Origin of the sequence: Muriventricola aceti, assembly GCF_025567565.1 — a bacterium.
Taxonomy (GTDB): Bacteria; Bacillota; Clostridia; order Oscillospirales; family Oscillospiraceae; genus Lawsonibacter; species Lawsonibacter aceti.
This window is the reverse complement of record NZ_JAOQKF010000003.1, coordinates 17002-30327: the sequence shown is the minus strand read 5'-3', so window position 1 is coordinate 30327 and position 13326 is coordinate 17002. Positions and strand designations below refer to the sequence as shown.

Here is a 13326-nt window from a genome sequence, read left to right as displayed (position 1 = left end):
GAAAGGAGGGGCGGGAAATGCTTGAGCAGATGATGAGGGCGGTCGCGAGGAAGATCATCGCGCAGGAGTACCCCCACGCAAAGAGCCCCGCCGTGGTCTACGCCACCGTCAGCAAGGCGACACAGCTCGGCGAGACGTTCGATCTCGAGGATCTTGTCATTCATAACGACGAGACCGGGAGCAGCTTCAAGGGCCACATAACGGCGCATTGGAACGAATACACCCTCACCGTCGTCGATCGCTGGGGGAACGAGGACGAGAGCTTCCCTCCTCTCCCTGGCGTCAGATCCAAAGGACAATATAAGGCCGGGGCCTTCGTGGCCGTTGCGATGGCATACGGGGACAGCCCGGCGATCATTGGGGAGGTGCAGCTATGACAGGGTTACACGACACCGACATCCGACTCAATGATGAATGGGCCCTCACGCAAGCGGCAGACGGAGACGCGCCCCTCTGTTCGGGGCTTGAATGTCTATATCAGAACATCATCCTCGAAGCGCTCACACAGCCCGGGGATCTCTTTTATGACGTTTCGTTCGGCTGGGGGCTATACGACTTCATTCAATCCGAAGACGACGATCTTGTGCGGCTTGAAATCGCGCAGCGGGCGCGGCTGGGCCTTCAAAAGCGGGAGGTCATCGTGCCCGAGAGCATAGAGATCGACGTCGGGTTTTCGGACGACACCTTCCGGCTCCGCTGCTCCTTCCAGTTTGCGGACGAGGAGGAGCCCCGGGAGCTCAATGTCGTCATTAGTGCGGTCGGCGTGGAGGTGATAACAACATGATCGACAAAGCAATACTCGACGAAGTTCTCCCGGTTCCCGAGCTTGAAACGCTCAAAGAGGAGAAGATCGCCGAGCTAAAAGAAGAAGGCTTCGCAATCACGAACTTCCATTCGGGCGGCGTCTTCTATACGCTGCTCTTGATAGTCCTCCGCATTAAGATCGAGTTCACGGAGTTACTACGGGCCATTCTGAACAATATGACCCTCACACACTCCACCGGCGCATGGCTCGACATTAAGGCGGCAGACTACGGGAAGAAGCGCAAGAAGGCCCAGAAGACGCAGGGCCTCGTCACACTGTCCAGGACGAACGACCAGGGCGAGGCCGTGAAGATCGAGAAGGGCCACATCTTCAAGACGCAAAAGGACATCAACGGAGAGGAGCTTCGCTTCTTTGCCATAGAGGCGGCGGTTCTGCAAAAAGGGAGCCGGTCGGTGGATGTCCTGGTAGAAGCGGAGAAAGAGGGCTCTCGGTACAATGTGCCGGAAGGACAGATCACCCGGAGCCTCACGTTCCTCAATGGGATCGACGGCATCTCAAACGGCGAGGACTGGATCGTCCGGGAAGGAAGCGACACCGAGGACGACGAGGGACTCCGAACGCGGGCGCTCCGATCCTGGTCGGAGCTCGCGGCCCGGTCTATTGAGGACACATTCATCAATGCAGCGGAGGCCGTCCAGGGCGTCCTATTTGCACAGGCTGACTGTGACCACCCGAGGGGGCAAGGGACGGTCGATGTGATTGTAACAGGGACAGCCGGAGAGGCGACGGAAGGACTTCTCGACGAGGTTCGTGAGGCCGTTGACAAGATTGCCGGGCCATACGATAATATTCTTGTGAAGTCGTCCGAGACCGTTCCCCAGGACATCGCGGTCACGGTATCGACTTCCGACGTCTCCTCGGAGGAGGAAATCAAGGAGAGGATCTCCTCGATCCTCTCGGAACTGCTCGCGGTCAGAAAGGGCCGGAGGTTCAACGAACTCCGGCGCTCCGACATCAACTTCGCGATCCGCAGCAGCTACAGCGCGGCCACCAATGCGGAGATCACAGCTCCCGCCGAAGACGTTGTCCTGGGGAAGGACAAGGTCATCACCCTCGGGGCCGTCTCTGTAACCGTCAGAAGGGAGTGAGCGGATGAAGCGCTTCGACACCTTCGGCGAGTATATGTTCGACCTGCTTTTTGCCCCGCTGAAACGAGGCAAACGGACGGCGAACCAGCTCTTTATCTTCTTCAAAGTCGTCGGGCGTGTGTTTGATGGGATGAAGAAGGACGCCTTCCGAGTCCGGGACGAGGCAAACGTCGCAACCGCGAGCCCGGTCATGCTTCCGGTACATGGACAGGATCGAGACATGCCAAGGCTCGAGGGTGAGGATATAGAGAGCTACCGGACACGCCTCTCCATGAAGGGAGTAATCTCCGAAGCGGGGGGCATCAAAAGCGGCATCCTCTATGCCCTGGCGTCGCTGGGGTATGAGCAAAGCACGATCGAGCCGTTCTCCTATCAAGATCCCGAACGCTGGGCCGAGTTCATTGTATTCCTCAAAGGCTCAAAGCAAAGCGGCGTCAACAATCTCGCAGTTATCGACGCCGAAGTTCGGAAGGTCAAGGAGGGCAGCTCGAAGCCCTCTTACGGGGCCGAGTCTGGCGGGGTCATCGAGATCCACTCCGAGACGATTTCCGGGTTCTCGCGGTATCCCCGTTGCGGGGAAATAGTTTGCGGCGTGTGGCCTCATGTTGTCAGCATCGGCCACCTGTTGAGCTCCGAAGTCCAGGCCGTCAGCACCCACGACTCCGGCGAGGTAGAGTTCCCCAAGGTGGGAACGATCGCGGCCTCCGAAAAATTCTATCAGCCGTGCGCGTTCGTCATGTATGAGGCCCTGTCCTCCGAAATTGAGGCGGGCTCCGCATTTGACCACGGCGCGAAGATCTACCCTGTTTGCTCTCCGGGGCTCCGGTGCTCCGGCGTGACACTTATGACGGAAGGAGGGGAAAAACATGCCGAAGACGATCACATCACTCGGGATTGAGAAAATCGGGCGTCGCTTTGCCGACTCGGTCGACCATGCGGCCTATACGCTGAACGGAGCGCCGAAGACGGTCGCGCCGTTCCGAAAAATCGTTGAAGCGGAGTCCGTGAAGATCTACATCTACTTCGACGACACAATCTCCGGCAATGTGGCGAACGTGCAGCTCGTCGACGCAGACGGCGACGTCGTCGCACAGTCTGACCGGGAGTTTGAAAAACCGCCGAGCAAGGGACTCTATGTAGCCTTCAAGTACACAATCATCGAAAAAGAAACGGAGGTACAGATCGAAAGTGAACAGTTATGAAAAAATCGGATGGCTTGACCACGTCGAGGATGTCGCGACGGGCGAGGTCATCCAGGAAGGAACGCCGGTCAGTCAGACGAACATGAACCACATGGACGAGGGCATCTATCAGAACCGAGAAGCTGTCATTCTCCATGAGGCCCAGATCGCCGACGCGCAGAAAGAGATCAAAGTGCTGAAAGACGCCACCCTCAACAACATGACGAACAACGTCTTTCTCATCAATTTTGACTCCGTGAACTCGGTCGCGATCACCTCTGGTATCTATGACCCCGTCGCGCGGAAACTCTATGTATAGGGCGGCTTGCACCCTAAAAGAAACAAGCTGCATACTCGGGAATTTTTTCGGTGAGCTTTGCCCGATATGCGAAAAGTGCCGAGACCTCTCGGAGGACGAGCTCGTTATTATGACCGCGAGCGGCCTCACCCTCGAAGGGGAGTCCGTCCTTGTTATCGAGGGGCACAGCTCCATCACGGGGAAGCCCGCGAAGGTAAAGCTCACCGAATTCGGCTTCGAGTTCTTCGGGGATGACGTCACCGAGGAGGAGGTCGCTCGCGTTAGAAATGCGAGGTGCTGCTACATTGGAACCGTCGATACTTCAAAAGAAAGCTGAAATCTTTCTTGAGAGAGATGTCTACCCCTTGCTCAAGAATTTCCCCCAGGCCGAAAAGTTTAGTTTGTCGCAAGAGATCAAGCAATCGTGCTTCCGGCTGATCCGCGCGGCGGTCATGGCGAACAACCTCACCGTCGTCAAGAAGCGGCTCGAATGGCTGGACGAGGCGGACGCCGAGAAGACGCTCCTCCTTGTGCTGTTTGGAGTCGCCCGGACGCAGAAGTACATCACCGAGAAGAAAGTCCACGAGCTGCAAACCAAACTCAACGAACTGGGGCGCATAATTGGAGGCTTGCAAAAGCACTTCATCAACAACCGATAAAAAAGTAAACCGCACCTACTTAGGGTTATCTCTGTATGGCGTCGAACCGCGCGAACCGTGGGTACAATTCGGCCCGCAACTGGAACAACAACTCGTCCGGCAATCGGAACGTGAACGTCGGTTTCCGCCCCGCCTTGTAGGTTATTACGTCATTCGCGGCTACGGCTTCGAGTGCGTGTCCTTGTTATACTTCAAGGGAGAGGTAATCCTTCGCCTTGTCTCTGACGGCGTAAAAACAGTGACGAGCGCCCGGCCCGCCCTCTCGTATTGGGAGGCTGGGGGTGAGTCTGCAATGTGGGTAAAAACCCGCGTCATAGGTGCCAAGCCGTTTCTGAAAAGGAAAGGATGCCACGATGACGAAATTCCCCTTTTTTGTAAAGACCATTCACAATATAAAGCGCCCGGTCGTCCCTCCTCCACTTCCGGCCTCTCCGTATGAGAAAGTAATCGACTACGAGAACCTCAAGGAAGGCTACAGGAAAGCGACGCGCGGGCAAAGGAAGTACACCCGGGAGGCCGTCAAGTATGACCTCCTACGAGAGAAGAACAATGTCGACCTATGGCGAGAGCTCAAGAACTCGAAGTACACCCCGGGGCCGTATCATTCTACGGTCATAACGGAGCCCAAACGGAGAGAGCTCTCAATCCCTGGACTCCGCGACAAGGTGGTGCAGCTCGTCATCCATGAGGAGCTGCAAAACATCTTCCGGCCCGTGTTCATCGACGGATCGTTCGCTTGTCAGTACGGGAGAGGCCCGATCCGCGCCGCCCTCAAGGTGCAGCACGACATGAGGGTCGCCCGCATGAAGTGGGGCGACGATGTGGCCGTCATTAAAATAGACGCCCGGAAGTTCTTCTACTCCATCGACCGCGACCTGCTCAAGAAAATCCTTGCGAAGCGGTTCAAGAAGCTCAAGAAGAAGCGCCCCGACATGTACGGGGATCTCCTTCGGTTTTACCGGCTTCTTTGCAAAGTGATTGATAGCTCGCCGGAGGGAGAGCGAGGCATCCCACTCGGGAATGTCAGCTCCCAGGACTTCGCGAACATCTACCTCAACGAGCTCGATCAATTTTGTGTCCGCTTCCTCGGGGCGAAGCTCTACACCCGGTACATGGACGACGTCGTCATCGTTGCGCCGAGCAAAGAGATCGCCCGGGAGTGGCTGGCAAAGATCAAGGAGTTCCTCCAAGTGAGGCTACACCTTGACACCAACAAGAAGACAAAGGTTTTCTACATGCGGCAGGGCGTGAACGCCTACGGCTTCAAAATCCGAGCTACCCACATGATGCTCCGCACCGAGTCCAAACGGCGAGAGAAGCGGCGTATCAAAGCGATGGTTCGGAAGATGAGGGAAGGCAAGATCACGCGGGCGGCGGTCGTCCAGGCGGTCAACTCGTGGATCGGGTTCGCCCGGTGGGCCAGTTCCTACAATCTCGCGAAGAAGATATTCGCGCCCTACCGCTTTATCAAAACGGAAGGAGAGATCCCTTATGGCGCAATATCTCGGAACCGTCAAGCTCGGCGGATTCTACAACAACGGCGCAATTCTCAAGCGGCCCACAAAGCCGTGGCGGCCTGACGACTCCGCAGGTGGGAACAGCGGCTACGGAGACATCCCGCAGATGTCCGGCAGCATGGCGAACTACACCTTCGGAGACACTCCCAGCGCGGACGCGAACAAGCTCCAATGGGTCAAGATCAAGGACGGGGACAAAACCCTCCTCATTTGCGACCGCGTCATTCTGGTCAGCGTCTCGTGGGATGACTTGAACGGGCAGGGCTATGTCACCGGCAAGACCATCACCATCGACGGGACAAAGTACAAGTGCCGCCTCCTCACCGGAGGCAGCAACCGGCGGAATAACGACTGGTATGCCGGAGGAACACCTACCAATAACGAGTGGGACAGGTTCATCACCCGCGAGGAAGTCATCACCGGACTCCCTGCCCCGGTTTCCTCTGACCTGGACACCAACCTCAACACGACCGATCACAACAGTACCCATAATCAGCTTTGGCATTGGGTGGGCGTGTATTCCTGGTGTCAAGAGACCTGGGCGGAGAACGCGTCGACCCGCGCGTCCCGTGGGTGCGGTTCGGCCCGCCTCTGGAACAGCTACTCGTCCGGCGATCGGCGCGTGAGCGTCGGTTTCCGCCCCGTCCTTGAAGTCCTGAACACTGACCCTCTGATCTCTGACAGTGACCGCAACCTCGGAGATAAGAACCAGGACTTCACGATCGAGTACACCGTCAACGACTCCGACTCCGGCGACGTCTTGACGGCGACGGAGTCGATTGATGGGCGAACGACGAAGTCGTTCGCCCCGACGCGAAATTTCAAAAACACGATCACGGTCAACGTCCGCGAACTGTCCCTCGGCCCCCACACGGTCAAGGTCGTCGTCACTGACGGACAGGGCGGAACGGCGACTCGGACGTGGACTTTCAACCGCGTCAACTCCGCCCCGACCATCTCCGGCACGGACACCAACCTCGGGGACAAGAACATCGGCTTCACCTACAACTACACCGTCAACGACGCGGACGGGGACGCCGTGACGGTCGTCGAGATGCTGAACGACGAAACGCTCCGCACCATCAACAACGCCCCGAAGGGAGAGCAGCTCTCGGTCTCTATCACCTCGGAAAAGCTCTACGCCCTGGGCCTCAATACGGTCAACAACCTCGTCATCACCGCCACCGATGGGCAGGGCGGCACAACCTACCGCCGCCTCACCTTTAAGCGGACGAACTCGGCTCCGGCTATCTCTGGGCAGGACGAAGACCTCGGCCAGCAGACGGGCAGCTTCGCCGAGAAGTACACCGTCACCGACGTCGAGGGCGACAACGTGGTCGTCACCGAGTTCGTCGACGACAAGCAGATCCGCAGCTATCAAGCTACGCTCGGCCAGGAGGAGACGATCGAGCTCTCCCGTGAGAATTGGCTCGTCCTCGCAAATGGGGATCACCAGCTCCGCGTCGAGGCCGTTGATGGCAACTTCGCGACGAGTGTGAGGGTCTGGAACTTCTCCAAGAAGGAGACCGTCATCGCCTTCCAGTTCGCGCAGCCGGAGGAGACGGACGCCCGGGCGACGAAGATCCTCATCACGCCTACATGGCATATTGAGGGATCGGTCGCCAAGGTCGAAGCGTGTAACAATGCCTTCGACGACTCCCCGGCCTGGGAGGACATCACGGCGCAGGTCGCGATCAATCGGGTCTACAACTTCCTCAACGAGTCCAAGACCGCCGAAAAGTGGGGCGTGAATGTCCGCTTCACTATCACGAAGAACGAGGGCTATGAGGAGGAGGTTTCGATCTCTGGGTTTGGAGGTGCTTACGAATGAACCAGAGCATGAAGTATCTGACCCCTAAGATGCCGATCACCGAGATCGAGCGTCAGAGGGCGGAAGAAGCGGAGGAGCAGAACATCGACCTCTATGAGGCGATCGCCGGTCTCTTCGAGGAGGTCATGGGGCTCACGGAGAAGGTCTCGAGCCTCGAAAGTAAGATCAAGCAGATTGAAGGAGGACAAGCAAAATGAAAGTGAAAGAGTACATGATTTCCGTCTATGCCGTTCTGGTGAAGAACAGCAAGCGCGATATTGAGTCCCTGCCCGAGGAGTACATCATCCCCGTCGCCGAGTATCTGGCGGCGCAGGAGGAAGGCACTCTCGAGCCGGAGGAGTAACGCCCCAGGGACACCCACCGAAGGGCCGTAGAGGCCCGCAAAACGGCCCGTAAAGGGCCGGTAGTAACCTAACCCACAAGAGGGCAAAAAGCACGGGAGGGGCGGCTATTCGTCGCTCCTCCCGTATGCTTTGAGCCCGCCCTCTTGCGTGTGCCGCTCCCGTGCTTCTGGGGGGCGGTTGACGCAAGCGAGCAGGCTCGGAAATGCTTCTAAGATTGGCCCGTTTTTTCTCAAGTATGCTGTCCCAATTTCTCAAAAAACTTGTCGCGCTACAGGTAGAGGCGGCTACGATGATGGCCGGCGCGATCTTCTTGAACAGGCGCATAGGATTGACCCGGCCCAGGACAGCGGCGATAATGGGCTCCATCAGGAACATGACCAGCAGGCAGCACACCCAGTCAGTAGTGATGAAAACGATGACCTGCTTCATCATGTTGGCGCTGATCGTAGTGACCATGTCGGCAATCAGGGCCATGATGCCGATGGGAGAGAAGGCCATGACATACTCGGTCATCTTCAGCATAGCCTCGGCCCCCTGGTCGACGAGGTCCACCAGGCGCTTCACCCGGTCGCCCAGTACCAGTAAGACGCAGCCCATAAAGATGGCGAAGAAGATGATCTGAAGGGTATTGCCCTCGGATAGGGAAGTAAAGATATTTTCCGGGATCCACGACACCATGTTGTCGATGAAGTTGTACTCAACAGCCTCACCAGCCTCGGAGGTCAGCAGGTCGGTAACTCCCTTGCCGGGCTGGGTGATCACGCCTCCAATCACGCCCACAGCGGACGCCAGGGTAGAGGTAATCATGTAATAGATCACGATACGGACGCCCACCTTGCGGAGCATTCCCACATCGCCCATCTTACACACGCCATTGATCAGGGTAAGCAGAACCAGGGGCGCTATGAGCATCTTCAGCAGACGCAGGAAGATATCGCCGAGGAAGCTGATGTAGGGTACGATATCTGGCACTGCCACACCAATAATAGCGCCTATGGCAATGCCTATCAGGATCTGGACCCAAAGGGGTATTTTTTTTAGCATTTCTCTCTTCTCCTTTTTCATATGATGGGTACTCGCCCCTGACCAGCCGCCGCTCAATTTTCCGCTCTTTTGCCGGCCTGGGGTCCGGCTCTCTCTGACACCACCGTCCAGAGGCGGAGACGGAAAGAGCAGTTCCACTATGCACATAATAGATGAGAGTTTCGTTCTATTTCAAATATTTTTTGTATTATTACTCTATAATTTTAAAGTTATATATGCTATAATATTTAGTGTGGAGGTGACCCCAATGGAAAAAAACATGGAGTATATCTACCAGATCTATTTGGACGGCAGCTTCAGCCAAGCCGCCAAGAATCTATATATTTCCCAGCCAGCTCTCAGCGCGATCGTAGCTCGGACCGAGCGCAGCCTGCACGCCACTCTGTTTGACCGCTCTCAGAAGCCCATCCGCCCCACTCAGGCTGGGGAATACTATATCAGCTGCATCAAGCGATTTCAGGCCATCGAGCAGGAGATGTCAGAGTATTTCGATAATTTAAGCCAGGGAGAGCACGGCTCCCTGGCGATTGGGAGCGGCACGTTTTACTGCACCTATGTACTGCCTGAACTAATCCAGCAGTTCCAATCCCTGCACCCTGCCGTCCAGGTCAATCCTGTGGAAACCAGCAGTAACCGGGGCCTGCAGATGTTGACCCGGGGCCAGTTGGACTTTAGTTTAGATGTAAATGAAATTCACGACTGTGCTTTGGAGAGCACAGTCGTGGCCCAGGAGCATATGGTCCTGGCTGTCCCGGCCCAGCTGCCCTGCAACGAAAAGCTTCGGCGCTACCGGCTCACCTTTGACGAGGTGCGCCGGCGGCTCCATTTAGATGATCATGTCCCCCCTGTGGATATGGCCGCCTTTCGGGACGAACCTTTTATCTCTCTCAAACCGGGCAATCACAGCCACGACCTGCTGCAAAAGCTGTGTGAGTCAGCCGGTTTTACTCCCAAAGTAATCCACTACATGGACCAGTTGCTCACAGCCTACTATCTGTCTAATGAGGGGTCTGGCATCACCGTTATTCGGGATTCGTCCCTCTACCGGGTCGCTCCCTCTTCTAACCACTTTTTTTACCGCCTCCCGCCGGAGCTGTCTACCAGAAACATCTATCTCACTTACCGCAAACAGGAAGGCAGTCGGGCTCTGATTCAGCTGTTTGTGGACTACATGATTACTCAGTCAGACCGCTTTTTCCCCTCAGAACGCGACAGCGGATGAATTTTCTTTTCCTTATAAATTTCATATTATAGGAATATAACATAATTAGTATTATTTTTGTGGGAATTATCCAGCTGCTCCTTCTTCATTTTTGTAATTTCTTAACGATAAGGATTCACTTTTAACTTGACTCCGCTTTTCTTTGTATTGAACTCTCCGATTGGGCGGACACCGTCAAAATAAAGGGCGGGGGACTGTCAAAGTCCTCCGCCCTTTATTGCTTAATCACACATATCCATACATTCCCCGGACGGACACCTCCCCGGAGGAAAATGCCTCCTCTGTTCCGTCCGGAAACTGGACCAGAAGGTCAAAGCCGTCGTCCACCGCGACGGCGAATCCCTCTCGCCGGGAGATGGGCGTGATGACCTGGACCTGCCTGCCAATGGTGATGCAGTCGGCCCTGTACTTCTCCAAATATTCGCCCTGGTTTTGCGGAAAACCGGCATAGGCTCGGTCCAGGGCCCGGATAATCTGAACCGCCAGCTCCGACCGGCGTACCGGCCGCCCCAGAGCCAGGGCCAAAGAAGTGGCCATATCCCGGATCTCCGGGTCAAAGTCCCCGGCGCTCTGGTTCACATTGACCCCGATTCCGGTAACCAGATAGTCCAAATCGTTGCTCTCACTAACCAGCCCCAGCTCCGTGAGGATCCCCACCAGCTTTTTCCCGTTGAGGATGATGTCGTTGGTCCACTTGATCTGGGGACGGAGCCCGCAGGCAGCCTGGATGCCATCGCACACTGCCACCGCCACCCAGGCGGTAAAATTAGCCACCTGGGCGGGCTCCAGCCGGGGCCGCAGCAAGGCGGAGAGGTACAGCCCCTTCCCCCGGGGCGACTGGAAAGAGCGGCCCCTGCGGCCCCGGCCTCCGGTCTGTTCCTCCGCCGTCACTACCAGTCCCTCGGCCGCGCCGGCCATAGCCTGACGCTTGCACTCTGTGTTGGTGGAGTCGATGACATCCAGGCACAGCAGGCTGCCGCCCACCAGAGAGCCGGACAGGGGGCCGGACAACTCCCCCGCCCGCAGGCGGTCAGGGCCCGCCTCCAGCCGATAGCCCCGGTTTGGGGCGGAGGAGATAGTGTACCCCTCCTGCCGCAAGCCCTCAATGGCCTTCCATACACCCGCTCGGCTGATGCCCAGCTCCCGGCTCATCGCCTCCCCGGACAAATAGTCTCCCTGCCGCTCCCGCAGCAGGGATAGAACCTTTTCACGGCTCATGCCCCGCCCTCCAAACAAAGTTTTCTTTCATTATACGGCCCAGGACACCAGTCGTCAACCGGCCTCTCCTCTTGGAAACAGAATCAGCCATAAAAAACCGGGGAGCGGAATCCCGCTCCCCGGACAACTATCTTACTGCTCGTCTTCAATAATACCATAGTCCCCATCATACCGGCGGTAGACCACGGCGAAGGCCCCACCGGCCTCCTCGTCCTTAAAGGCGAAGAAGCTGTGCCCCAGCAGATTCATCTGCAAAATAGCCTCGTCCCGGCTCATAGGCTTGATAGGGAAGGTCTTGCTCCGGACGATGCGGTACTCGCCCTCCTCCGGCTCCTCTGGGGCGAAGGAGGAGACCTCCGCCGCGTCCACCGCCCGCTCGAAGGCCCCTTGGCGCAGCCGCTTCTCCAGCCGGGTCTTGTTCTTCCGAATCTGACGCTCCAGGGTGGTTACCGCGGCGTCGATGGACGCCTGCATATCAGAGGTACTCTCAGATACCCGGAAAATAGTGCCGCTGGAGCGGATGGTGATCTCCACCCTGTTCAGCCGCTCCTTCTCCACACTGAACGTGATCGAGGCGGTGGCATCCTCCTTAAAAAAACGGTCCAGCTTTCCCACCTTTTTCTCCGCGTACTTGTGGATGAAGTTGGGCAGGGTCACCTTTTTGTCCGTGAACACAAATTTCATAACTTTCGCTCCTTTCGCCCTATCAGGCAAGGTATAGCGACGGGAGGGACTCACCTCTCCAGCGGAGAGGGAGTTCCCTCCCACCGTTAATCTATTATACCACAAGCACGAAAAATATCCATAGGCTTTTGTTAATTTTTTCTAAATTTTCCTGGACCTATCCCTTTATCCGCTGTCCGCCGATCAGCACCGTCTGGACCCGGCTGAACAGATTGATGGGGTGGCCGGAGGTGATGACGATATCCGCGTCCTTCCCCGGCGTCAGGGAGCCCACCCGGTTATCGATCCCGGCAATCTGAGCGGGGTTGATGGTGATGGCGGCCAGGGCGGCCTCCGGGTTCATGCCACCTTTCACCGCCATGGCGGCGCACAGGGCCAGGTGCTGGACCGGCACCTCTGGGTGGTCGGTACAGATGGCCGTCTTGACTCCGTGGAGCGCGAGGACCGCCGGGGATTCGATGGTCATATTGGCCAACTCCGGCTTGGACCGGTCCCCCAGGCAGGGCCCGGTAATGACAGGCACCCCCTCCTGGACCAGCAGTTCGGGGATCAGATGGGCTTCCGTGCCGTGGACGATGACGCACTTCAGTCCGAACTCCTTGGAGATACGGATGGCGGTGGCAATGTCGTCCGCCCGGTGGGCGTGAATGTGGACGGGCAGCTCCCCTCGGACCACGGGCAGCAGGGCCTCCAGCTTGGCGTCATAGTCGGGCTTGTCCTCCTCCTCGTCCTCCGCGGCTCGTTCCAGCTTCTCTCCATACTCCAGGGCCTTGGCCAGGTTTTCCCGGATGATGGCGGCGGTAGCCATACGGGTGACCGGGGTTTCATGCCGCTCGTTGTAAACGCATTTTGGATTTTCTCCCAGAGCCAGCTTCATGGCCGCCGGTGCCTGGACCACCATGGCGTCCACCCACTTTCCGGTGGTCTTAATGGCGGCGAACTGACCGGAGATGGGGTTGGCGGAGCCCGGCCCGGTGAGTACGGTGGTGACACCGGCCTGACGGGCCTCCTCAAAACACCGGTCCAGCGGATTGACCGCGTCTATGGCCCGGAGGTGGGGGGTACAGGGGTCGGTAGCCTCGTTCCCGTCGTCGGCCTCAAAGCCCAGGGCGTCACCGAACATCCCCAGATGACAATGGGCGTCAATAAAGCCGGGCAGGATATGGCCCTGGCGTGCGTCCAGGGTCTCTCCCTCCCAGTGGTCGGGGCACTCCTCCATAGGCCCCACCTTGGCAATCTTGTCCCCAGACACGGCCACATATCCGTTGGGGATGGTTAGGCCATCCATGGTGTGGACGGTCCCATTGATAATAAGCATATTTTCCTCCACTGACAGGAAGCGACAAAGGCTCCCATTGACTCTTTTGAGATATTTTGTTACAGTTAAAACGGCTCGACCAATATGCTTCCCCAC

17 protein-coding genes are annotated in these 13326 nt (G+C 57.3%); 13 read left to right on the top strand and 4 right to left on the bottom strand.

Annotated elements, in window-relative coordinates; all coding sequences use genetic code 11:
- Positions 1–17: 17 nt before the first annotated feature.
- From OCV64_RS04090 to OCV64_RS04035, 12 genes are all read left to right on the top strand, one after another.
- A complete protein-coding gene (locus OCV64_RS04090) occupies positions 18–377 on the top strand; it encodes a hypothetical protein (RefSeq protein ID WP_021920645.1) in 360 nt (119 codons plus the stop codon).
- On the top strand, positions 374–784 hold the full coding sequence (locus OCV64_RS04085; protein ID WP_148336581.1) for a DUF2634 domain-containing protein: 411 nt from the start codon (positions 374–376) through the stop codon (positions 782–784). Before OCV64_RS04090 ends, OCV64_RS04085 begins: the two co-directional genes overlap by 4 nt.
- Positions 781–1914 carry a baseplate J/gp47 family protein gene (locus OCV64_RS04080; protein ID WP_148336583.1) on the top strand — a complete coding sequence of 378 codons (1134 nt, stop codon included), beginning with the start codon at positions 781–783 and terminating at the stop codon, positions 1912–1914. The genes OCV64_RS04085 and OCV64_RS04080 overlap by 4 nt, the downstream gene beginning before the upstream one ends.
- A 4-nt stretch (positions 1915–1918) precedes the next feature.
- A complete protein-coding gene (locus OCV64_RS04075) occupies positions 1919–2812 on the top strand; it encodes a serine/arginine repetitive matrix protein 2 (protein WP_148336585.1) in 894 nt (297 codons plus the stop codon).
- Complete coding sequence (locus tag OCV64_RS04070) at positions 2781–3116, top strand: hypothetical protein (protein WP_148336587.1); 336 nt, start codon at positions 2781–2783, stop codon at positions 3114–3116. Before OCV64_RS04075 ends, OCV64_RS04070 begins: the two co-directional genes overlap by 32 nt.
- Positions 3103–3414 (top strand): inorganic polyphosphate kinase, encoded by a 312-nt coding sequence (locus tag OCV64_RS04065; protein WP_148336589.1) that lies wholly within the window; start codon positions 3103–3105, stop codon positions 3412–3414. Before OCV64_RS04070 ends, OCV64_RS04065 begins: the two co-directional genes overlap by 14 nt.
- Positions 3415–3523: 109 nt before the next feature.
- Positions 3524–3730, top strand: coding sequence for a fold protein (locus tag OCV64_RS04060; protein ID WP_262669402.1), 207 nt, complete (start codon positions 3524–3526; stop codon positions 3728–3730).
- Positions 3699–4052 carry a four helix bundle protein gene (locus OCV64_RS04055; RefSeq protein WP_148336593.1) on the top strand — a complete coding sequence of 118 codons (354 nt, stop codon included), beginning with the start codon at positions 3699–3701 and terminating at the stop codon, positions 4050–4052. Before OCV64_RS04060 ends, OCV64_RS04055 begins: the two co-directional genes overlap by 32 nt.
- Before the next feature lie 353 nt (positions 4053–4405).
- Positions 4406–5632, top strand: coding sequence for a reverse transcriptase/maturase family protein (locus OCV64_RS04050; RefSeq protein ID WP_262669401.1), 1227 nt, complete (start codon positions 4406–4408; stop codon positions 5630–5632).
- The gene (locus OCV64_RS04045; protein ID WP_262669400.1) at positions 5544–7400 is read left to right on the top strand and encodes a hypothetical protein; all 1857 of its coding nucleotides are present in this window, start codon (positions 5544–5546) and stop codon (positions 7398–7400) included. The genes OCV64_RS04050 and OCV64_RS04045 overlap by 89 nt, the downstream gene beginning before the upstream one ends.
- Positions 7397–7597 carry a hypothetical protein gene (locus tag OCV64_RS04040; protein ID WP_021920635.1) on the top strand — a complete coding sequence of 67 codons (201 nt, stop codon included), beginning with the start codon at positions 7397–7399 and terminating at the stop codon, positions 7595–7597. The genes OCV64_RS04045 and OCV64_RS04040 overlap by 4 nt, the downstream gene beginning before the upstream one ends.
- Positions 7594–7743 carry a CD1375 family protein gene (locus tag OCV64_RS04035; RefSeq protein WP_021920634.1) on the top strand — a complete coding sequence of 50 codons (150 nt, stop codon included), beginning with the start codon at positions 7594–7596 and terminating at the stop codon, positions 7741–7743. Before OCV64_RS04040 ends, OCV64_RS04035 begins: the two co-directional genes overlap by 4 nt.
- Here the strand turns inward: OCV64_RS04035 and OCV64_RS04030 are convergent.
- On the bottom strand, positions 7682–8788 hold the full coding sequence (locus OCV64_RS04030; protein WP_262669399.1) for a cation:dicarboxylate symporter family transporter: 1107 nt from the start codon (positions 8786–8788) through the stop codon (positions 7682–7684). The genes OCV64_RS04035 and OCV64_RS04030 overlap by 62 nt on opposite strands.
- A gap of 247 nt (positions 8789–9035) precedes the next feature.
- Here OCV64_RS04030 and OCV64_RS04025 point away from each other — a divergent pair, with 247 nt between their 5' ends.
- Positions 9036–10010 (top strand): LysR family transcriptional regulator, encoded by a 975-nt coding sequence (locus tag OCV64_RS04025; RefSeq protein ID WP_186852302.1) that lies wholly within the window; start codon positions 9036–9038, stop codon positions 10008–10010.
- Positions 10011–10235: 225 nt separating this feature from the next.
- Here OCV64_RS04025 and OCV64_RS04020 read toward each other — a convergent pair whose 3' ends face one another.
- The 3 genes from OCV64_RS04020 to OCV64_RS04010 all read right to left on the bottom strand — a co-directional run bounded on the left by OCV64_RS04020 (position 10236) and on the right by OCV64_RS04010 (position 13230).
- Complete coding sequence (locus OCV64_RS04020) at positions 10236–11228, bottom strand: biotin--[acetyl-CoA-carboxylase] ligase (RefSeq protein ID WP_186852303.1); 993 nt, start codon at positions 11226–11228, stop codon at positions 10236–10238.
- A gap of 132 nt (positions 11229–11360) precedes the next feature.
- Positions 11361–11912, bottom strand: a complete 552-nt coding sequence (gene hpf / locus OCV64_RS04015) for a ribosome hibernation-promoting factor, HPF/YfiA family (protein ID WP_147572720.1) — start codon at positions 11910–11912, stop codon at positions 11361–11363.
- Between the two features lie 157 nt (positions 11913–12069).
- Positions 12070–13230, bottom strand: a complete 1161-nt coding sequence (locus OCV64_RS04010) for an amidohydrolase (RefSeq protein WP_186852304.1) — start codon at positions 13228–13230, stop codon at positions 12070–12072.
- Positions 13231–13326: the final 96 nt, after the last annotated feature.